17 protein-coding genes and 1 pseudogene are annotated in these 20232 nt (G+C 74.6%); 9 read left to right on the forward strand and 9 right to left on the reverse strand.

What is annotated here, in order from left to right:
* Positions 1–13: 13 nt before the first annotated feature.
* The 3 genes from murC to ACZ4XD_RS08190 form a co-directional block, all read right to left on the reverse strand.
* Entirely contained in the window at positions 14–1411 is a 1398-nt protein-coding gene (gene murC / locus ACZ4XD_RS08180) for a UDP-N-acetylmuramate--L-alanine ligase (RefSeq protein WP_468039377.1), read from the reverse strand.
* Between the two features lie 147 nt (positions 1412–1558).
* Positions 1559–2233, reverse strand: a complete 675-nt coding sequence (locus tag ACZ4XD_RS08185) for a response regulator (RefSeq protein ID WP_468039380.1) — start codon at positions 2231–2233, stop codon at positions 1559–1561.
* A complete protein-coding gene (locus tag ACZ4XD_RS08190) occupies positions 2230–3489 on the reverse strand; it encodes a sensor histidine kinase (protein WP_468039382.1) in 1260 nt (419 codons plus the stop codon). Before ACZ4XD_RS08190 ends, ACZ4XD_RS08185 begins: the two co-directional genes overlap by 4 nt.
* 184 nt (positions 3490–3673) lie before the next feature.
* Here ACZ4XD_RS08190 and ACZ4XD_RS08195 point away from each other — a divergent pair, with 184 nt between their 5' ends.
* A complete protein-coding gene (locus tag ACZ4XD_RS08195) occupies positions 3674–4771 on the forward strand; it encodes an ABC transporter permease (protein WP_468039384.1) in 1098 nt (365 codons plus the stop codon).
* Positions 4768–5454 carry an ABC transporter ATP-binding protein gene (locus tag ACZ4XD_RS08200; RefSeq protein ID WP_468039386.1) on the forward strand — a complete coding sequence of 229 codons (687 nt, stop codon included), beginning with the start codon at positions 4768–4770 and terminating at the stop codon, positions 5452–5454. Before ACZ4XD_RS08195 ends, ACZ4XD_RS08200 begins: the two co-directional genes overlap by 4 nt.
* Positions 5455–5548: 94 nt before the next feature.
* Here the strand turns inward: ACZ4XD_RS08200 and ACZ4XD_RS08205 are convergent, their stop codons facing one another.
* Positions 5549–6046, reverse strand: coding sequence for a hypothetical protein (locus ACZ4XD_RS08205; protein WP_042159562.1), 498 nt, complete (start codon positions 6044–6046; stop codon positions 5549–5551).
* A 139-nt stretch (positions 6047–6185) separates the two neighbouring features.
* Complete coding sequence (locus ACZ4XD_RS08210; protein ID WP_468039388.1) at positions 6186–7010, reverse strand: pyrimidine reductase family protein; 825 nt, start codon at positions 7008–7010, stop codon at positions 6186–6188.
* 67 nt (positions 7011–7077) lie between these two features.
* On the opposite strand from ACZ4XD_RS08210, the gene zapE reads away from it, so the two are divergent.
* Together zapE and ACZ4XD_RS08220 are read left to right on the forward strand one after the other, a co-directional pair.
* Positions 7078–8196 (forward strand): cell division protein ZapE, encoded by a 1119-nt coding sequence (zapE, locus tag ACZ4XD_RS08215; RefSeq protein WP_468039390.1) that lies wholly within the window; start codon positions 7078–7080, stop codon positions 8194–8196.
* Between the two features lie 110 nt (positions 8197–8306).
* On the forward strand, positions 8307–9680 hold the full coding sequence (locus ACZ4XD_RS08220) for an alkaline phosphatase PhoX (RefSeq protein ID WP_468039392.1): 1374 nt from the start codon (positions 8307–8309) through the stop codon (positions 9678–9680).
* Between the two features lie 171 nt (positions 9681–9851).
* Here the strand turns inward: ACZ4XD_RS08220 and ACZ4XD_RS08225 are convergent, their stop codons facing one another.
* Together ACZ4XD_RS08225 and ACZ4XD_RS08230 are read right to left on the reverse strand one after the other, a co-directional pair.
* Positions 9852–10520 carry an ABC transporter gene (locus ACZ4XD_RS08225; RefSeq protein ID WP_468039394.1) on the reverse strand — a complete coding sequence of 223 codons (669 nt, stop codon included), beginning with the start codon at positions 10518–10520 and terminating at the stop codon, positions 9852–9854.
* Positions 10517–11437 (reverse strand): ATP-binding cassette domain-containing protein, encoded by a 921-nt coding sequence (locus ACZ4XD_RS08230; RefSeq protein ID WP_468039396.1) that lies wholly within the window; start codon positions 11435–11437, stop codon positions 10517–10519. Before ACZ4XD_RS08230 ends, ACZ4XD_RS08225 begins: the two co-directional genes overlap by 4 nt.
* A 225-nt stretch (positions 11438–11662) precedes the next feature.
* On the opposite strand from ACZ4XD_RS08230, the gene ACZ4XD_RS08235 reads away from it, so the two are divergent.
* The 5 genes and pseudogenes from ACZ4XD_RS08235 (at position 11663) to ACZ4XD_RS08255 (ending at position 17696) form a co-directional block, all read left to right on the forward strand.
* Positions 11663–12412 carry an aminoacyl-tRNA hydrolase gene (locus tag ACZ4XD_RS08235; RefSeq protein WP_468039398.1) on the forward strand — a complete coding sequence of 250 codons (750 nt, stop codon included), beginning with the start codon at positions 11663–11665 and terminating at the stop codon, positions 12410–12412.
* Between the two features lie 216 nt (positions 12413–12628).
* Positions 12629–14063: pseudogene (locus tag ACZ4XD_RS08240) on the forward strand (MbnB/TglH/ChrH family RiPP precursor modification enzyme).
* Between the two features lie 5 nt (positions 14064–14068).
* Positions 14069–15049: a TIGR04222 domain-containing membrane protein gene (locus tag ACZ4XD_RS08245; RefSeq protein ID WP_468039400.1), complete on the forward strand. Its 981-nt coding sequence runs from the start codon at positions 14069–14071 to the stop codon at positions 15047–15049.
* Between the two features lie 73 nt (positions 15050–15122).
* Positions 15123–15923: a TIGR04222 domain-containing membrane protein gene (locus ACZ4XD_RS08250; protein ID WP_468039402.1), complete on the forward strand. Its 801-nt coding sequence runs from the start codon at positions 15123–15125 to the stop codon at positions 15921–15923.
* 84 nt (positions 15924–16007) lie between these two features.
* Positions 16008–17696 (forward strand): alpha/beta hydrolase, encoded by a 1689-nt coding sequence (locus ACZ4XD_RS08255; protein WP_468039404.1) that lies wholly within the window; start codon positions 16008–16010, stop codon positions 17694–17696.
* Positions 17697–17780: 84 nt separating this feature from the next.
* Here the strand turns inward: ACZ4XD_RS08255 and hemQ are convergent, their stop codons facing one another.
* Both hemQ and hemG read right to left on the reverse strand, forming a co-directional pair.
* Positions 17781–18542 (reverse strand): hydrogen peroxide-dependent heme synthase, encoded by a 762-nt coding sequence (gene hemQ, locus ACZ4XD_RS08260; RefSeq protein ID WP_370682770.1) that lies wholly within the window; start codon positions 18540–18542, stop codon positions 17781–17783.
* A gap of 2 nt (positions 18543–18544) precedes the next feature.
* The gene (gene hemG, locus ACZ4XD_RS08265; protein WP_468039407.1) at positions 18545–20005 is read right to left on the reverse strand and encodes a protoporphyrinogen oxidase; all 1461 of its coding nucleotides are present in this window, start codon (positions 20003–20005) and stop codon (positions 18545–18547) included.
* Between the last annotated feature and the right edge of the window lie 227 nt (positions 20006–20232).

A 20232-nucleotide genomic window follows, 5' to 3' on the forward strand; every position in this document is an offset into this window, starting at 1 on the left:
GGGTCTCCTCAGCTCAGCTGCCCAGGCGGGACAGGATGGCGGGGCCGAGGTCGGTCACATCGCCCGCGCCCATGGTGAGAACAAGGTCACCGGGCTTCGCCATTCCGGCGATGACCTCCGGAACGGCGGCCTGGTCGTGCTCGGGGGTGACATCGGCGCCCGCGGCCCGCGCGGCGTCGATGATCAGGGCGCTGGTGATGCCCGGGATCGGGTCCTCCCGCGCCGGGTAGATGTCCAGCACGACGGAGGCGTCGGCGAGGGCGAGCGCCTGGCCCATCTCCGTGCCCAGCTCCTGGGTGCGGGAGAAGAGATGCGGCTGGAAGACGACCAGTACCCGGGCGCCCTCGGCGGCGCCGCGGATCGCTTCCAGGTCGGCGGTCATCTCCGTGGGGTGGTGCGCGTAGGAGTCGATGACCTGGACGCCGGCCGCCTCGCCCTTGAGCTGGAGGCGGCGCTTGACGCCGGTGTACTTGCCGAGCGCGGAGGCGAGGTTGTGCGGCGGGAGGCCCAGGGCGACGCCGGCGGCCAGCGCGGCGACGGCGTTGTGGGCGTAGTGCCGGCCAGGAACGGAGACCGTGAACGTGAGGATCTTGCCGCTGGTCAGGGTGACGGTGACATCGCTGGTCAGGCCGCGGGGGTTGACCTTGAGGATGCGGACGTCGGCGTCCTCGGACTCGCCGTAGGTGACGACCTCGATGTCGTAGCGGCCGGAGATCCGCTCGGTCAGCTCGCGGGCACCGGGCTGGTCGGCGGCGATGACCAGGGTGCCGCCGGGGCGGATGCGGCCGACGAAGGTCTCGAAGGACTCGTAGATCTCGTCCATCGAGGCGTAGTTGGCGTGGTGGTCCAGCTCCACGTTGAGGATGATGGCGACCTCGGGGGCGTACTTGTGGAAGCTGCGGTCGCTCTCGTCGGCCTCGGCGACGAAGATCTCGCCGCTGCCGTGCTCGGCGTTGGACCCGGGGGCGTCGAGGTCGCCGCCGATGGCGTAGGACGGCTTGAGGCCGAGGGCGCCGAGGGAGACGGCGAGCATGGAGGTCGTCGTCGTCTTGCCGTGGGTGCCCGCCACGGCGATGGGGCGCAGGCCGTCCATGAGGGAGGCGAGGGCGTCGGAGCGGTGCACGACGGGGATGCCGCGCTCGTGGGCGGCGGCCAGCTCGGGGTTGTCGGGGCGGATCGCGGAGGAGACGACGACGCTGGTGGCGTCCTCGGCGAGATGCCCGGCGGCATGGCCGATGTGGACCGTGGCACCGAGGGCGCGCAGGGCCTGGGCGGTCGCGGAGTCCTTGGCGTCGCTGCCCGCCACCCGGGCGCCGCGCTGCGCAAGGATCTTGGCGATGCCCGACATACCGGCTCCGCCGATGCCGATGAAGTGCGGCCGGTCCATCGAGGCTGGGATGGCGGGTGCCATGGGTGGGTCTCCCTGATGTCGATCGTCGCGAGCGGTGGTGCGGTCGTTCTGTCGTGCTGTCGTGCTGTCGATGATTCTCGCACCCGGCACCGACAGAACCGGTCCACGGATCCCGGCCGGGCGCGCGCTCCGGCGCCGGGAGGGAGGTCAGCGGCGGATCAGGCCCTGTGCGGTGGCGGCGGCGACCGCGGACGTACGGGAGTCCACGCCCAGCTTGGAGTAAATGTGGACGAGATGGGACTTGACGGTCGCCTGGCTGAGGAAGAGCTGTTTGCTGATCGCCGCGTTCGACAGGCCGTCGGCGACGAGCTGGAGGACCTCGGTCTCGCGGCGGGACAGCGCGGAGGCGGGGGTGCGCATCCGGTCCATGAGGCGCAGCGCGACGGCCGGGGCGAGCGCGGACTTCCCGGCGGCGGCGGTGCGTACCGCGGCGGCCAGCTCCTCGGGCGGGGCGTCCTTGAGGAGGTAGCCGGTGGCGCCGGCCTCGATGGCGGCGAGGATGTCGGCGTCGGTGTCGTAGGTGGTCAGGATGAGGACGCGCGGGGCGCCGGGGGCGGCGGAGATCGCGGCGGTGGCCTGGGAGCCGAGCATCCGGCCGCCGAACTGGAGGTCCATGAGGACCACGTCGACGCCGAGCCGGGCGGCCAGGCCGACGGCCTGCTCCGCGGTCGGTACATCGGCGACGATCTCGAAGTCCTCCTCGGTCTCCAGGACGGCCCGCAGTCCGGCGCGGACCACCGGGTGGTCGTCGGCGAGCAGCAGCCGGATGCGCTGGGGACGTGCGGGAGGGGCCGGGGGCTCCGGGGAGTCCGTCGCGGTCACGAGGCGGCCTCCGGTGCGAGATCGGGGGCCGGGGCGGCGTCGGGCGCGGGCGCGGCGCAGGGCAGGGTGACGGCGACCGCGGTGCCCTCCCCCGGGGCGGACTCGACGACGAGGGTGCCCTGGAGGGCGCGGGCCCGGGCGCGCATCGCGGCGAGGCCGAAGCCGGTGCCGGGGACCGCGGCGGAGCCGGGTGCGGGCACCTCGGCGGGGACGAACCCGATGCCGTCGTCGACGATGTCCAGCGCGACCTCGGTGTCCATGTAGCTGAGGGTCAGCTCGACGCGCCCCGCGGCGGCGTGCCGGACGGTGTTGGCGAGCGCGGACTGGGCGATGCGCAGGAGCGCGACCTCGTGCGGGGTGGGCAGCGCGGTGGGCGCGCCGGAGACCTGGCAGTGCACGGCGAGACCGGAGGTCCGGGCCGTGGTGGCGCAGACCCGTTCCAGGGCGGCGGGCAGCGACCCGGCCTCCAGGTCGGGCGGGCTGAGCGCGCGCACGAAGCGGCGTGCCTCGGCGAGGTTGTCGACGGCGGCGGTACGGGCCTGCCGGACGTGACCGAGGGCGGTGCCGGGCCGCTCGGGCAGGGCGCGCTCGGCGGCCCGCAGCAGCAGCTGGATGCTGGACAGGCCCTGCGCGAGGGTGTCGTGGATCTCGCGGGCCAGCCGTTCGCGTTCGGCGAGCACACCGGCGGCGTGTTCGGCGTCGGCCAGTTCACCGCGGGTCGCGGTGAGCTCCTCGATGAGGCGGCGGCGCTGTTCGCTCTCCCGGTAGAGGGCCTCGTAGCCGAGGACGACGGCGACCGCGACGGCGGCACCCAGGGCCGGGCCGAGCACCGTACCGACGCTCAGGGTGTGGGTGTGCCGGCCGAACCCGGCGATGGCGGCGAGGGTGGTGGCCGCGACCGCGGGCAGGGCCCAGCGCCGCGGCAGCAGATGCAGCTGGACGAAGAAGAGCGGGAAGGCCACCCAGACGCCGTCCGGGGTGAGGGCCAGCAGGACCAGCCACACCGCGCCCAGAGCGGCGAGCCAGAGGGCGGCGGCGCCGGTGGAGGTGCGCAGCCGGGGCAGCCGGTGGCCGGTGACGTAGAGCGCGCACAGCGCCACCGCGGCGGCGACCACGGCGGGGGCGTCGGGGGTGCGGTCGGCCACCGCCCGTACGGCGGCGAGCGCGAGCAGCGCGGCCACCATCAGATGCAGGCAGCTGCGCAGCGCCCGCTGGACGGGGGTGAGGGAGGGAGAGGTCACGGCTTCTTCGGTCACGGCGCCTCCAGGCTAAGGGCCCCATTCACCGGCGGCATCAACCAAAGGATTGACCGCGGGACGCACCTTTCGGCGCCGGTGGACCACTCCCCGGCGCGATGCCGCGGCCCCGTCCGGGAGGCGACGGTGGGGACCAGCCGCCGGGCAGTGGGGTCCGGCGCCCGATCCGAAGAAGGCAAAGCCTGTGTTCGTCGCCTGGAGAGACCTGAGACACGCCAAGGGGCGGTTCGCCCTGATGGGCACCGTCATCGTGCTGATCACGGTGCTGGTGGGCCTGCTGTCGGGCCTGACGGCTGGCCTGGGCCGGGAGAACACCTCGGCGATCACCGGGCTGCCCGCCGACCACCTGGTGTTCTCGGCGCCCGCCGACGGCAGCAAGATCGCGTTCACCGATTCGCGGCTGCCGGAGCGGACCGTGCGGGACTGGGCGCGGGTGCCGGGCGTACGGCATGCCGAGCCGCTGGGCATCACGACGACCAGGGCCGAGGCGGACGGGCGGACCGCCGCGGTCTCGGCGTTCGGGGTGCGGCCCGGGTCCGGCCCGGCGCCGGAGCGGGTCGCTGACGGCGCGGTGGTGCTGTCCGCGAAGGCCGCCGCGTCGCTCGGGCTGCGGGCCGGCGGGCGGCTGACGCTGGGCGGGCGGACCTTCGAGGTCGCTGCGGTGTCGGGCGCGGCGATGTACAGCCACACCCCGGTGGTGTGGACGTCGCTGGGCGACTGGCAACGGCTCGCGGGCGGCGGCGGGCCGGCGCGCGGCGCTCCCGGCGGCGGTCCCGTCGGCGCGACGGTGCTCGCCCTGTCCACCACGGGGACGTCCGGTCTGGCGGCCGCCGACCGGGAGCTCGGCACGAAGACCGTCACCACCGACGACGCCGTGCGGGCCATCGGCTCGTTCACCGCCGAGAACGGTTCGCTCCAGCTGATGCGCGGCTTTCTGTTCGCCATCTCCGCGCTGGTCATCGGCGCGTTCTTCACGGTGTGGACGATCCAGCGCAGCGGCGATGTCGCGGTGCTGAAGGCGCTGGGCGCCTCGACCGGCGCGCTGCTGCGGGACGCGCTCGGCCAGGCCGTCGTCCTGCTGGTGACCGGGACCGCGCTGGGCACCGCCCTGGCGGCGGCGGTGGGCGCGGCGGTCGGCGGCACCGTGCCGTTCGTGCTGGATCCGCCGACGGTGCTGGTCCCGGCCCTGATCATGATCGCGCTGGGCGTCGCCGGCGCCGCGCTCGCCATCCGCCGCCTCACCTCCGTCGACCCGCTGACCGCCCTGGGAAGTGCCCGATGAGCCTCGAACTGACCGATGTCACCCTCACCTACCCCGACGGCGGGGCCCGGCTGACCGCGCTGGACCGGGTCTCGCTGACCGTGCCCCCCGGCGGTCTGACGGCGGTGATCGGGCCGTCCGGATCCGGGAAGTCCAGCCTGCTCGCGGTCGCCGCGACGCTGATCCGCCCGGACCACGGACGGGTGGTGATCGACGGCACCGACACCGCCGGACGCGGCCGCGCCGAGCTGACGGCGCTGCGCCGCACCACCATCGGCACGGTCTTCCAGCAGCCGAACCTGCTGCCGTCGCTGACCGCCGCCGAGCAGCTCCAGGTGATGGCCCATCTGGACGGCCGACCGCCCCGTGGGACGCGCTCCCGGGCGCGGGAACTGCTGGCGGCGGTCGGCCTGGCGGAGCTGGCGGACCGGCGGCCGCATCAGCTGTCGGGCGGTCAGCGGCAGCGGGTCAATATCGCCCGGGCGCTGATGAACGAGCCCGCGGTGCTGCTGGTGGACGAGCCGACCAGCGCCCTGGACCACGAGCGGGGCGCCGCGGTGCTCGCACTGCTGCGCACCCTCACCAGGGAGCGCGGCACCGCGACGGTGCTGGTCACCCATGACCCCGCGCATCTGGACGTGGCGGACGAGGTCGCCGAGGTACGGGACGGCCGGCTCCGCCCGCACCACGGCGCCCGCCGCTGATCTCCCGCGCGCGGGACGGTCCCCGGCGCGCGAAACGGCCCCGGCGCGCCGGAGCCGGTCCCTCCGGAGGGACCGGCTCCGCGCCGGCCGCCCTTCAGCCGCCCGCGGTGTCCTGAGGCTGGTCGTCCGCCGCGTGCGAGAAGAGCTTGAGCACCGGGACGCCGACCTTGTGGCGGGCGCGGGAGGCCCAGTCGCGGTGGAAGAACTCCTCGACGAAGTGCGGGGTGGTCAGCACGATCACCTCGTCCGCGCCGGTCTCGTCGACGATGGACCGCAGCAGGTCCAGCGGTTTGTCCTCGACCACCTGCCCGACGGCCTCCGAACCGGCGTCGCGCAGCGCCTGGAGGGTGTGCGCCAGGGCCAGCTCGGCGGGGGCCTCGGCCTGGGAGCCGCCCGGTTCCTCGGCCTCCCGTACGGCGTCGTCGAACTCGCCGAGGGCGACATCGTCGATGGCCCGCAGCAGCACGTCCTGCTTACCCCGCGGCTGCATGAGCACGACGAACGAGATCCGGTCATCGCCGTGCAGGGTGGTCACGAACTCCACGTCGGCGGGCGTCAGAGGCTTCTCGATCATCAATACGCTCGTGAACACGACGGACGCCCTTCTTCTCTTTGGGGCGCCGCATGGCACGGAGCCCGACAGACACCATCCTGCCCCGTCGCCACACGGGACCTGTTGGCTTTTAGTGTGCCCAACGGAAGCTAAGCGGAACAGATTGTTCCGCTGATTGTCAGGACCGACGGTAGCGAGTGAACAGGAACCCGGCCTCTTCCAACACCGACGCCAGGGTGAACCGCTCCGGCACCGCGACGGCCGGACCGTTCATGATCCTCGCCGCGTCACCCAGGGCGACCACCGGCGCCAGCGACAGACACATCTCGTCCAGCGCGTCGGCCGCCGCCAGCTGCCCCAGCAGCCGCGGACCGCCCTCCGTCAGCAGCCGGTGATGGCCCCGCCCGGCCAGCACCCCGGCCACCCGGGCCGGGTCGACCCCCAGCCCCTCCCCGGCGAACAGCACCTCGGCGCCCGCCGCACGGGCCCGGTCCACCCGGTCCGCCGGCGCCGCCGCACCGGTCAGCACCACGGTGGGCACCAGCGGCTCGGTGAACAGGGGCAGGGTGAAGTCCAGCCCGAGACCGGCGGTCACCACGGCGATGGCGGGGGCCGGGCCCTGGCCGGCGGCGGCCCGGCGGGCGGCGAACGCCTCCCGGGCGCGCCCCGGCCGGTAGCCCTCCTGCCGCACCGTCTCCGCCCCCACCACCACGGCGTCCGCGAGCCCCCGCAGCACCCCGAAGATCCGCATGTCGGCCGCACCGGACAGCGGCTGCGAGCGGCCGTCGTGATGGGCCGCGCCGTCCAGGGAGGACACCATGTTCGCCCGCAGCCAGCCGGGGCGCCCGGAGCGCACCGGGTCGTCCGCAGCCGGGTACGCGTAGACCTCGGCCAGCTCGTCCAGCGTCCACTCACGGTCCGTGGGGTCGGGCGCCGCCGCCCCACTGCCGTCGAGGTCAGGGGCCGGTACGGGTGGGGCGGGGAGCGGGAACAGGCGTCGCATGGCGGCAGTGTGACATGCCTCGCTCACCGGACCGGCGGGTACCGCACACGCGATAGGCTGGACGGCTGTGTCGCCTTCCCAGCCCTCCGCCCCGCAGACCGACCCGACAGCCGGACCGCCGGCCGACGGTGACGACGCGGTGCCCGCCGCCCTCACCGCCCGCGCCCCGCACGTCCCGGCCGACCGCCTGGTCGCCGAGATGGTGCCGCCGCCGCGCTTCCAGGGCGCCCGCTTCGACACCTACATCCCGGACGCGAAGCAGCCCAGCCAGGCCGAGGCCGTCCAGGTCCTGAGCGACTTCGCGGACGGCATCGACGCCGGACGGGCGGGCGCGGGCAAGCGACGCTGGTTCGCCAGGAAGCCGGCGGCACCCCAGGGCCCCCGCGGGGTCTATCTGGACGGCGGCTACGGCGTCGGCAAGACCCATCTGCTCGCCTCCCTGTGGCACGCCACCCCCGCCCCGGCCGAGCGCAAGGCCTTCGGCACCTTCGTCGAGCTGACCAATCTCGTCGGCGCGCTCGGCTTCCAGCAGACCGTCCGGACGCTCGGCGAGCACAAGCTGCTGTGCATCGACGAGTTCGAGCTCGACGACCCCGGTGACACGGTCCTGGTCTCCACCCTGCTCGGCAAGCTGGTGGACGCCGGGGTGGCGCTGGCCGCCACCTCCAACACCCTGCCCGGCAAGCTCGGCGAGGGCCGGTTCGCGGCCGCCGACTTCCTGCGCGAGATCCAGGGGCTGAGCGCCCACTTCCGTCCGCTGCGCATCGACGGCGAGGACTACCGTCACCGCGGTCTGCCCGAGGCTCCCGCCCCGTACGACGACGAGACCGTCACCCGCACCGCGTACCGCACCCCCGGCGCCTCGCTCGACGACTTCCCGTCCCTGCTGGACCATCTGTCCAAGGTGCACCCCAGCCGCTACGGCGCCATGTGCGACGGCATCGAGGCGGTCTGCCTCACCGATGTCCAGGCGGTGCCGGACCAGTCCACGGCGCTGCGGCTGGTAGTCCTCGCGGACCGGCTCTACGACCGTGAGGTGCCGCTGGTGACCTCCGGCAAGGCCTTCGACGAGCTCTTCAGCGACGAGATGCTGCGGGGCGGCTACCGCAAGAAGTACTACCGGGCGATCTCCCGGCTGACGGCGCTGGCCCGCGACGCGGGCACCCTGGTGACCGACGCGCGGTAGGCGGAACAGCGGCAACACCCGGTTGGTGCCCGCCGGCTGGTTCCCGGCGGCCCGGCCGCGTGGTACACACGAGCGGGTCACATCACCTGTCCGCCAACAGGGAGTTGCCCATGTCCGCGACACGACGTCAGATCCTGGCACGCACCGGTGCGCTGGGGGCGGGGATCGCCTTCTCCGGAAGCCTCACGGAGCTCTTCACGGGAACCGCGACCGCGCAGAGCATGGGACAGCGCGGCTACGGCCCGCTGGTGCCGGACCCGGACGGTCTGCTCGACCTCCCGCGGGGCTTCCGCTACCGGGTCCTGTCCCGGGAGGGCGACCCGCTGCGCTCGGGAGAGGGCAAGGTGCCCAGCAACTGTGACGGCATGGCTGCCTTCCCCGCTCCCGGCCACCGCGGCGGCACCCACCTGGTCCGCAACCACGAGAACCGTACGAACTCCCGCCAGGCCGTCCCCCGGGTCCGCGATCTGACCTACGACCCCGGTGGTGAGGGCGGCTGTACGGCCCTCGCACTCGACCGGGACAACAAGGTGCTCTCCGAGCGGGTCGCCATCGCCGGCACCTCCACCAACTGCGCGGGTGGTCCCACCCCCTGGAACACCTGGCTGACCTGCGAGGAGACCGAGTTCCGGGCCGGTGAGGAGAACTACACCAAGGACCACGGCTTCATCTTCGAGGTCGATCCCTACGACCCGCGGCGCACCGGAGCCGTCCCGCTGACCGCGATGGGCCGTTTCCAGCACGAGGCGATCGCCGTGGACCCCGGCACCGGCATCGTCTACGAGACCGAGGACGCCTTCGAGAAGCCGTTCGGCCTCTTCTACCGCTTTCTGCCCGAGAAGCCGATGGGCGGCCGCGGTTCGCTCCGGGCCGGCGGCCGCCTCCAGGCGCTGCGTGTCCCCGGTGTGCCCGACCTGTCCACCATCCAGCGGCCCGGCACCAGCTTCGACCACGTCACCTGGGTCGATGTGCCCGACCCGCTGGCCCGTGAGACCCCGATCCGCTTCCAGGACTTCGGCCCCCAGGGCATCACCCACGCCCAGAAACTGGAGGGCTGCTACTGGGGCGGCTCCTGCGTCTACTTCATCTCCAGCTTCGCCCACCGGGACGCCGGTTCGGCGGCGGACCACTACGGCCAGGTGTGGAAGTACGACCCGAAGAAGCGGCGGCTGACCCAGGTCGTCGTCTTCGGCCCGGACAGCGACCTCCAACTGCCCGGCGAATCCCCCGACAACATCTGCCTCGCGCCCAGCGGCGGCCTGATGGTCTGCGAGGACGGCGAGGGCGCCCAGCACGTCTTCGGCCTCACCCGGCGCGGCGAGGTCTACGCGATGGCCCGCGGCCGGCAGAACATCGGCACCCCGGAGAAGCCGGAGTGGGGCGAGTTCGCCGGCGTGACGTTCTCGCCCGACCACCGCACGATGTACGTCAACTGCTACACGCCGGGGACGACGTTCGCGGTGACGGGGCCTTGGCATCACTGAGGCGGGGGCACTGACGCTGCGGCGGGGCCCACTCCCCCCACCCCCGAACCCACCCCCGCCCCCTCCCCCGAAGGGGGAGGAGGGGGAGGGGGCGGGGGAGAGCCGGTGCCCCTTCTCGGGGGCTTCGCCCTTCAGCCCCCGCCCCGTCAGCCCCAGCCGTCAGCCCCGCCGTCACCCCCGCCGTGAGCTGAGGGCGCACGCGGCCGCCGTGGCGGCGGCCGCGATGAGCCCGGTGGCGGCGAGCGGCAGCCAAGGGGTGCTGATCGTCCCGTGGACGGAGCCGGTGACCAGGCCCGATACGGCGGCGTTGGCGGGCGAGGCGCCCAGGACCAACAGCAGCAGGGCGGCGAGCAGACCCGTCGGGATGCTCCAGCCGGTGCTGCGCAGCACCGGCCAGTTGCTCAGCGCGCCGATGGCGATGCCCATGAGCAGACACACCAGCGCGGCGAGCAGCCCGGCGAACGCCGCGGGCGGGACCGGAACGGCCACCTGAAGGTCGGTGGAGCGCGGTTCCGACAGCAGCACGACCACGGCCGTGCCGAGCAGTGCCAGCAGCAGCCCGGTGCAGGCCGCGGTCAGTACGGAGGCGAGGTGTACCCGGCCGGGCCCGGCGGCGGCCGCGGCGCAATTGCGGGCGGCGGGCGGCTCGTTGGTGACACAGACCCGGGTCAGCCATACGGCGGCCGGCAGCAGCCCGCCGGCGGCGTAGCCGAACGCGTCGAGGATCGGGCCGCCGCTCTGGACGCCGATGGCCAGCCAGGCGGCGTAGAGGAGGACCGGCGGCAGCCAGCGGTGCGAGCCGATGAGCAGTGCCGTCTGATAACGGAGGAGAGCGATCACGGGAGGGGGGCCTCATCGGGTGCGGGCGAATCGTTGTCGGCGGCGGGGGCGGCGGCGTGCGGCAGCGGGACGGCGGTGACCGAGCGGATGTGCCACGGCGGACGGGCGGTGAGCAGGGCGCGCAGCAGGGCGTCGGAGTGGGCGGCCGGCACCGTCAGCCGGAGCGTCCCGTCCGGTCCGGGCGCGATTTCCGGTGTGCCGGGCAGCTGCCGCGCTCCGGTGCGCGGCAGACTGCCCGCTGCGCCCTGGGCCTCGATGAGCACACGGGGACCGGCCGCGGCCGTCGCACCCGCCGTCGGACCGCTCTCCTCGTGGGGCAGCAGCTGTCCGTCCGCGACCCGGTAGCGGGCGTCGGCGGCGCCCGCCAGCCGTCGCGGGTCGTGGTCGACGAACACGACGGTGCCGCCGTCGGCGACCCGTTCGGCGACCGCCCGGTCGAGCACCTCGCGCGCGCCGCCGTCCAGACCGGTCCAGGCCTCGTCGAGGACCAAGAGGTCGGGCTCGGCGAGCAGCGCCTGGGCGACCGCGACCTTCTGGCTCGTCCCCTTGGACAGCTCCGCCAGCCGGGTCCGGGCATGCCCGGCCGCCTCGAAGCGTTCCAGCCATTCGGTGGCGCGGCGGGTCGCTTCGGGGCCGGGCAGACCGTGGATGCGGCCGAGGTGAGTGAGGTAGCCGGCGGCGGTGAAGGGGAGGGCGACCGGGAAGCGTTCGGGCACGTAGGCGGTGCGCGGGCGGCCGGTGATCCGGCCGGTGCTGGGCCGGTCGATCCCGGCGAGCAGCCGCAGCAGGGTGGATTTCCCGCTGCCGTTGGTCCCCTCGACGCGCAGCAGCGCACGGGCGGGCACGTCGAGGTCCACCTCCCGCAGCACCCAGGGGCCGCGCACCCCGTACCGCCGCCCCACCCCGTCCAGCCTCATACGTCCCGGCACCTCCGCTGCCTCCTGGCGGCCCCGCCGCACCAGTCCCCGACGGTAGCCAAGGCGGCCGCCCGGTGCCTGCCCGGGGGCGGGTTCAGCGCCGGACCGTATGCGCCCCAACCTCGCGCCGGGCGGACGGAGTTGACCCTGGCCGCGGCCCCGCGAGGGCCGGGCAGCCGGATACGGGCCGGGGGCGCTGTCGGTGGCGGCTGGCAGACTGGGCGGGTGACCAGCACCGAGACCGCCGGGCCGTCCGGCGACAGCGCCGACAGCCCCTTCGAGCACGCAGCGACCGACCGGGACGCGGCGCCGCAGTTCGTGCTGCCGCTCGTCGTCCGGATCGAGCGGGAGGCCCCGCCGGCGCGTACGGACGCGCTGGAGACGGCCGCGCGGGCGGTGCTGGTGCTGCTGGCCGACGAGCGGTCGGCCGGGGACGGCGAGTGGGCAGCGGCGGTGCGGGACTGGCAGGACGCCCGGATCCGGAAGGTGGTGCGGCGGGCGCGCCGCGCCGAGTGGCGGCGGGCGACGGCGCTGCCGGGCATCACGGTCACCGGCCACGGGGCCGAGGTGCGGGTCTTCCCGCCGGTGCCGCTGGACGGCTGGCCGAAGGACCTGGCGCGCCTCCAGGTCTCCGGCACGGAGCTGGACGATCCGCAGCCGCCCGGGGCGCCCGCCGACGGCCCGGTGCTGTGGTTCAGCCCCGAGCTGGAGATGTCGGCGGGCAAGGAGATGGCGCAGGCCGGGCACGGCGCGCAGCTGGCGTGGTGGGAGCTGTCCGAGGAGGAGCGGGCGGCCTGGCGGGCGGCCGGCTTCCCGCTGTCGGTGCGGTCCGCCGGGCGCGCGGAGTGGGACGCGCTCACCCGCAGCGGTCTGCCCGTGGTGCGGGACGCCGGGTTCACCGAGATCGCGCCCGGTTCCTGCACGGTCGTGGCCGACCACCCCGCGCTGCGGAGGGCCCTGTCGGCCGAAAGGTGAGCCGGCGGGGCGGGCCCCGCGCCGGCCCGATCAGGCCACCGTCCGGCGCCGCCCGCGCCCGTCACCGCCGTACGGCAGAGGTGGGCCCGCAGCGGCGCCGCGCAACACCGCCACGGCGCCGCTGAAGCTCAAATCAACCTCTGAACTCGGCCGGTGCAGGGTTCGGCCGGGCCTGGCGCGGCATGAGTACGACACCACGGAGCTGGAGGGGGAGCCATGGAGCGCCTGGGTACGGGAATCGGCTGGCGGCCGGAAATCGCCGCGGAGATCGCGGAGCTGCCCGGGGTGGACTGGGTCGAGGTGGTCGCGGAGAACATCTGCCCGGGCCATCTGCCGTACGCCCTGGAGGAGTTGCGTAAGCGCGGCACGACCGTGATCCCGCACGGGGTCTCGCTCGGCCTCGGGGGCGCCGACCGTCCGGACCCCGGCCGGCTGACCGCGCTGGCCGAGCGCGCCGAGGCGCTCGGCGCACCGCTGGTCACCGAGCACATCGCCTTCGTCCGGGCGGGCGGTCCGCTCACCGCCTCGCCCCGTATGGAGGCCGGGCATCTGCTGCCGGTACCGAGGACCCGGGACGCGCTGGACGTGCTGTGCGAGAACGTACGGATCGCCCAGGACTCCCTGCCGGTGCCGCTGGCGCTGGAGAACATCGCCGCCCTCATCAACTGGCCGGGCGAGGAGCTGACCGAGGGGCGGTTCCTGGCCGAGCTGGTGGAACGGACCGGGGTGCGGCTGCTGATCGATGTCGCCAACCTCCACACCAACCACATCAACCGGGGCGAGGACCCACGGGCCGCCCTCGACGAGCTGCCGCTGGACGCCCTCACCTACGTCCATGTCGCGGGCGGGGTGGAGCGCGACGGGGTGTGGCACGACAGCCACGCCCACCCGGTGACCAGGCCCGTGCTGGACGTGCTCGCCGCGCTGTGTGACCGGACCACCCCGCCCGGGGTGCTGCTGGAGCGGGACGACGACTTCCCCGAAGGCGGGGAACTGGCCGGCGAACTCGATGCGATACGCACCGTGCTGAAGGAGGCCCGCCATGACCGGGCGGCTTGAGGCGGTGCCGGACAGCGCGCCGGTGACGGACGCGACGGTGCCGGGCGGCGCGTCGGTACCGGATCCCACCGAAGGCGCACCGCCCGGAGCGGCCGCGGCAGACGGCACCACGGACACCACACCCGAGGAGGCGGCCACCGCCCCCGGCGCCGGCCCCGGCCCGGAAACCGACACCCACGCCGCCCGCCAGCGGCTGGCGCTGGCGCAGACCGCGCTGCTGTCCGCGCTGGTCGCCGGGACGCCCGCCCCGGAGGGCTTCGACCGCACCCGGCTGCGGGTGCAGAGCTGGGCGCTGGCCGCCAAGCGGGCCGAGGTGGTCGCCAAGGTCGCGCCCGAACTGCCGGAGATCCTCGGCGCCGACTACCGGGCCGCCTTCGCGGACCATGCCAGGAACCGGCCCATGAGCGGCGGCTACCGCCAGGACGCCCTGGACTTCGCGGCGCATCTGCTGGCCCAGGGGCGGCCCGAAGATGCCGCCGCGCGCCGGGAGTTGACGCGCTGGTGGCGGGAGCGTGCGGGCCCGAAGCCGCCGTCCGCACGGCCCGCGGCCCGGCTGGCTCGCGCTCTGCGGCTCTTCCGGCGACGGGGGTGACCGCGATGTCCTACCCCCAGGCGGTGTACGCGGGGCTCGCCGCCTCGTCGCTGCTGCTGATCCTCGGCACCGTAGTGGTGCGGCTGCGCACCCCGTCCGTCCGGCGGGCCGACGCCCTGGCCCACGACGTGTGGGAGATGGCGTTCCTGGCCGGCGGCCCCGGGCGGGTGGTGGACGCCGCACTCGCCGGGATGCACGAGGACGGCCGGCTGGCCGTGGGCGGCCCCGGAGTGGTGACCGTGCGTCAGGCGCTCGCGCGGGACGCCGTCGAGGCGGCCGTGCTGGACGCGATCGCCCGGACGCCCGGCGGGGCGCTCGCCGCGCTGCGGGGCACGGCGATGCGCGGCCCGGCGGTGCAGGCCGTCGGCGACGGGCTGGCGGCCCGCGGGCTGCTGCGCCGGCCGCGGCTCGGCCGGGGCCCGCGCCGGTGGGCGGGCGTCCAGACGGCGGTGTGCGGGGTGCTCTTCCTCGTGGGTCTGCTGCTCTCGGTCGCGGGGTCCGGCGGAGACGACGGTTCCGGGGTGCCGCCGGTCGTCACGACCGCGCCCGCGGTGATCGGCGGTCTGGTCGTGGCGTCGCTGTGCCGGAAGGCGCTCGCCCGGCGGATCACCAGGGCGGGGTCCTTCGCCCTGCACACCGCGAAGGTGGCGCACGCGCCCGCGGGAGCCGGCGGGGCCTGGCAGCCCGCCGGGCTGGTGGTGGCGCTCGGCGGTACGGCGCTGATCGCGGACGAGCTGCTGCGGCAGCAGTTCGAGGAGGCACAGCGGGCCGCGGCGGGCAGTGGCTCCGCCTCGTCCGGCAGCTCCGCGTCCGATGCCTCCGGGGGCGGCTCGGGGAGCGACGGTGGCTCCTGGTGCGGGTCCTCCGACGGCGGGTCCGGGTGCGGCAGCGGCGGCTCGTCGTGCGGCGGTAGTACGAGCTGCGGGGGCGGCTCGTCGTGCGGGGGCGGGTCGAGCTGTGGCGGCGGAGGCTGCGGGGGCGGCTGAACCCGGCGGGCAACTGCCCGCATCCTGAGAAACGTGTGGCGGCCGTTGCGGCACCTCGCATAGAAACTCCGGCATGTGGCTGCTCTTCTTCCTCGTCGCCTGTTCGGCGGCGGTGCTGTCCTGTGCGCTGCTCTGCCGTGCGGCGGTCGCCGCGGCCCGCGCCACCCCCGGGCCGGCCCCGCGGCCGGCTCCCGGGACCGTCCCGGAGGCGGCCGCCGCGCGCCGCGGCCCCGGCCTGACCCTGTACGAGATGGCGTACCTCTCGGGCGGCCCGCACCGGCTCGCCGACGTGGTGCTGGTGCTGATGGCCCAGCAGCGGCGGCTGCTGCTCGCCGACACCGGCTGGGCCACCGTCGTCGACCCGGTCGGCAAGGACGCCGTCGAGCGCGCCACCCTCACCGCCATCGGCCCCGAAGGGCAGTGCCGCATACCGGTGATACGGGACGCCCTGGTCGGCGACGACGCGGTGCGGCAGGTGGCCGACCGGCTGGTGACCGACGGGCTGGCGGTGCCCGCCGCGGTCCGTCCGGGCGTCGGCAGCGCCGTCCGCCTGGTGCAGGGCGCCGCTCTGCTGGTGCTGCTGTCCGCCGCGGCGTCCTACTGGATGGCACCGGCCGGCGCGGACACCGGGCTGCTCCTGGCCTGGTTCTCGCTGCCGCTGATCCTCACCCTCGGGACCTGGGCCGTGGCCCGCTTCGAGCTCCACCCGTACAGCGACTGGGCCACCACCGCCGGCGAGCGGCAACTGCCCGGCGTGGGCCACTCCCCCGCCGCCCCTGCCACGCCCGCCTCCCTCGTCACTCTTGCCCTCCGTGGCCCCGCCGCCCTCACCGATCCCGCCTTGCGCGCCGCGCTCCACTCTTCCGGGGCATAGCCTCCGACACCGGTGCCAGGTGCTTTACAACGACAATCGCCGCCTCAAATATCCCTTTTGTATGCACACACGAAGGGACGGCCAGTGAGAGCACTTGCGTTGTACGGCACCATCGGGTCGCTGCTGGTGACCGCCCTCGCCACTGCCCCGGCAGGCGGCGCCACGGGGGCCGCCGCCGCGCCACCCGCACCCGTTCCGCACCGCATCGAATTCGGCCGCTGCGCCGCGGTGGAGCATCTGCCGTCGACCGTCGAATGCGGCAGACTCACCGTTCCTCTCGACTACGCGCGCCCCGACGGCAAGAAGATCCACCTCACCGTCAGCCGGATCCGTGCCACGGCGCGCGGCGAACGGCAGGGTGCCCTGGTCTTCAACCCCGGCGGCCCCGGCGCGTCCAGCATGGAGTTCCCGCTCTACGGGGGGCTCCCCAAGTGGCGCAGGGTGGCCCGCGCCTATGACTTCGTGGGCTACTCGCCACGGGGTGTGGGCCGCTCGGCGCCGCTGTCGTGCCAGAACCCCAAGGAGTTCGCCAAGGCGCCCACCGACAGCCGGATGAACCCCGATGCCGCCTTCAAGCGGCAGAAGCGGGCGGAGGCCAGGGAGTACGCCCGCGGCTGTGTCCGCCGGGCCGGCGCGGACCTGCCGTACTACAACTCCGTCAACAACGCCCGCGACCTGGACATGCTGCGGGCCGCGCTCGGTGAGAAGAAGCTGACGTTCATGGGCGCCTCGTACGGGACGTACTTCGGTGCGCTCTACGCGACGCTGTTCTCCGGGCACGTACGGCGGATGATCTTCGACAGTGTGGTCAACCCCGCGCCCCGGAAGATCTGGTACCAGAACAACCTCGACCAGGACGTCGCCTTCGAGCGCCGCTGGGGCGACTGGCTGGGCTGGGTCGCCCGGCACCATGCGCACTACCGCCTCGGTACGACGAAGAAGGCGGTGCAGCAGGCCTACAACAAGGCCGCGGGCAAGCTGCGCCGCGCACCGCTCAACGGGAAGATCGGTGCCGGCCAGCTCCAGTCGGCGTTCCTGAAGACCGGCTACAACGACGCCTTCTGGCCGATGCGCGCCGAGGCGCTCGCGGGGTACCTGCACGGCAACCCCAAGCCGCTGATCGCCCAGGCCCTGCCTCGGGACACCGGCGCCGCCGCCGACGAGAACAGCAACGCCGTCTACACGGCCGTGGAGTGCAATGACGCGCCCTGGCCGCACGACTGGCGGACCTGGAACCGGGACAACACGGAGATCGCCCGGATCGCCCCGTTCGAGACCTGGGACAACGCCTGGATGAATCTGCCGTGCGCCTACTGGCCCGACCGGCCGATGTCGGCCGCCGCCGAGCTCGACGACGCGGTGCGCCGCGCTGACCACCCCGCCGCCGGGCGTGACCTGGCCGCTGCCGCCGGGCATATGGCCCGGACCCGGATCGACGACGCGCTCCATGGGCGGCGGGGTCCGCTCGATGTCCGTACGGAGCCCGGTGCGCTGCCGCCGGTGCTGCTGCTGGCGGCCGAGCGGGACGCGGCGACGCCGTACCGGGGGGCACTGGAGCTCCAGCGCCGGCTGCCCGGCTCCTCGCTGGTCACCGAGAACGGCGCGGGCACCCATGGCGTCGCGTTCAACGACAACGCCTGTGTGACCAGGTACGCCGAGGCGTATCTGCTGCACGGGAAGATCCCGGCGCACAAGGTCTACTGCGCACCGCGCGCGGAGCCGCTGCCGGGCCAGCAGGCGACCCGGGCCCAGCACGCCCTGCCCGGGAAGTAGCCGACCCCTTTGCGCCGCGGGCCGTCCCTGAGGGGGCGGCCCGCGGTGTGGTGTCCGGGAACCCGCCCGGACGCGCGCGTCCGGTTAGGCCAGACCCGCGACCAGCTCGGCGACCGGCTTGCGCCGCCCCGTGTAGAACGGGATCTCCTCGCGGACGTGCATCCGCGCCTCGGAGCCGCGCAGATGGCGCATGAGGTCGACGATGCGGTAGAGCTCATCGGCCTCGAAGGCCAGCACCCACTCGTAGTCGCCGAGCGAGAAGGACGGCACGGTGTTGGCGCGCACGTCCGGGAAGCCGCGGGCCATCTTGCCGTGGTCGGCCAGCATCCGGCGGCGGTCCTCGTCGGGGAGGAGGTACCACTCGTAGGAGCGCACGAAGGGGTAGACGCTCACATAGGCGCGCGGCTGCTCGTCGGCCAGGAAGGCCGGGATGTGCGACTTGTTGAACTCGGCGGGGCGGTGCAGCGCCATGTTCGACCACACCGGCTCCAGCGCACGGCCCAGACGGGTCCGGCGGAAGAGGTTGTACGCCTCCTGGAGGGCGTCCGAGCTCTCCGAGTGCCACCAGATCATCAGGTCCGCGTCGGCCCGCAGACCGGACACGTCGTAGGTGCCGCGGACCACCACGTCCTTGGCCGCGAGCTGCGCGAACAGCTCCTCGACCTCGTCGGCGTAGCCGCTGCGGTCCTCCGGGAGGACATCGCGCAGCTTGAACACGGACCAGAGGGTGTAGCGGATGACCTCGTTGAGGTCCTTGGCCTTCTTGCCGGCGTGCGGCACCTTCTCGGGCGCCGCGGGGGTCTGCGGCGCGGAAGCGGGAGTGGAAGCGTCTGTCATGTGGTCCATTCTCACTCGGCGGGGACGGCGTCCGGCGTCAGGGTGCCGAGGAGCTCGTCCGCGGCGCGGCGCGCCGAGCCGATGCAGGCCGGGATGCCGACGCCGTCGTAGACCGCGCCGCACACCCGCAGCGCACCCGGCATCCGGGCGACCGCCGCGCGGATCCCGGCGACCCGCTCCAGATGGCCGACGGCGTACTGCGGCAGTCCGCCTTCCCAGCGGGTGACCGTGCTCGCCACCGGGCGGGCGGTCAGGCCGACCGCCGCGCCGAGGTCGGCGAGCGAGAGGCCGACCAGTTCGGAGTCGTCGCGCTGGAGGTCGGCGGTGTCCTGGTACCTGCCGAGGGAGGTGCGCAGCACGAAGAGGTCGGGGTCGGCGGCGCCGATCCAGCCCCATTTGTGGCTGGCGAAGGTCGAGGCCTTGATGCGGTGGCCGTCGACGGGCGGTACGAGGAAGCCGCTGCCGCCGGGCACCCGGTCCAGGTCGGCGCGGCGGAAGGCCATGGTGACCAGCGCCATCGAGGCGTAGTCGACGGTGTCCAGTGCGGCGGCCGCCTCGGGGCACTCGGTGCGCAGCAGGCCGGCCGCGGCGCCCGCGGGCGTGGCCAGCACGACCGCGTCGGCCTCGATGGTCCGGTCGCCGGCGCGGATCCGCCAGCCCTCCCCCGCGGACCGGTGGAGGGCCTGGACGGGCGTCCCGAGGTGGATCTCGCCGCCGGCCCGGCGCACGGCCTCGGCGACGGCGGACGGCAGCGTCCCGATCCCGCCGTCGATGCCCATGAAGACCGGAGGCGTCCGGTCCGGCCCGCCCGGAGGTGCGGTGGCGGCGGCGCGCGCCTGGAGGGCTCGTACGCCTTCGAGCAGGGAGCGCTGCGAACGGGCGGCCTCGAAGAGCTGCGGGACGGCGGCGCGCATCGAGATGCGGTAGGCGTCGCCCGCGTAGACGCCGCCGAGCAGCGGTTCGACGAGCCGGTCGACGACCTCCCGGCCGAGCCGGGCGGCGACATACGCGCCGACCGCGACGTCTTCCCCGGCCTCGGTCCGCGCCAGCGTCTCGTCCTCGGCGATCCGCGCCATCCCCTCCGGCGAGATCACCCCGGAGGCGGCGAGCAGCCCCAGATCCCCGGGAACCCCCATGACATGCCCCTTGGGCATCGGGCGCAGCGCACCGCGGGTCCACAGCGACGCGCTGGCCGTGGCGGGCGGCTGAAGCCGGTCGCCGAGCCCGACCTGGCGCGCGAGGTCCACCGCCTCCGGGCGCCTGGCCAGCATCGATTCGGCACCGAGATCGACCGGGACGCCCGCGACCGCCCCGGCGCGCAGCTTCCCGCCGAGCCGGCCGGATGCCTCCAGGACGGTCACCCGGGCGCCGCCTTCGAGGAGGCGGTGCGCGGCCGCCAGCCCGGAGATGCCTCCACCGATGACGACGGCATGACCGGGCTCGCGGCCCGTACGGGTGTGCGCTGCGCTCATGCCTCCACTCTCTCAGAGCCCACTGACACCACCGTGACCGGATCGCGGTCCGCGGACGGCGACCCCGGTGGGCCACGGTCCGCCGAAGGGCCCACCACGGCAGGCCACTTCGAGGGGGCGTCATGCGGGAAGCGGTGCGGGCGGGTACACCCCGCAGCCGGCGGACGGGGCAGCGACCGCGCCCGGGGGCCGCCGGGCCGCCCGGAGCGTCCGGGACGGCTGCGGAA

This window comes from Streptomyces sp. NPDC029466, from assembly GCF_055574515.1.

Bases quoted from the DNA above. Each gene is read 5' to 3' on its own strand.
- ACZ4XD_RS08230 (WP_468039396.1), bottom strand. From the start codon at position 11,437: ATGAGGCTGGACGGGGTGGGGCGGCGGTACGGGGTGCGCGGCCCCTGG.
- hemQ (WP_370682770.1), bottom strand. From the start codon at position 18,542: ATGGACCACATGACAGACGCTTCCACTCCCGCTTCCGCGCCGCAGACC.
- ACZ4XD_RS08250 (WP_468039402.1), top strand. From the start codon at position 15,123: ATGTGGCTGCTCTTCTTCCTCGTCGCCTGTTCGGCGGCGGTGCTGTCC.
- ACZ4XD_RS08245 (WP_468039400.1), top strand. From the start codon at position 14,069: ATGTCCTACCCCCAGGCGGTGTACGCGGGGCTCGCCGCCTCGTCGCTG.
- hemG (WP_468039407.1), bottom strand. From the start codon at position 20,005: ATGAGCGCAGCGCACACCCGTACGGGCCGCGAGCCCGGTCATGCCGTC.
- ACZ4XD_RS08200 (WP_468039386.1), top strand. From the start codon at position 4,768: ATGAGCCTCGAACTGACCGATGTCACCCTCACCTACCCCGACGGCGGG.
- ACZ4XD_RS08210 (WP_468039388.1), bottom strand. From the start codon at position 7,010: ATGCGACGCCTGTTCCCGCTCCCCGCCCCACCCGTACCGGCCCCTGAC.
- murC (WP_468039377.1), bottom strand. From the start codon at position 1,411: ATGGCACCCGCCATCCCAGCCTCGATGGACCGGCCGCACTTCATCGGC.
- ACZ4XD_RS08220 (WP_468039392.1), top strand. From the start codon at position 8,307: ATGTCCGCGACACGACGTCAGATCCTGGCACGCACCGGTGCGCTGGGG.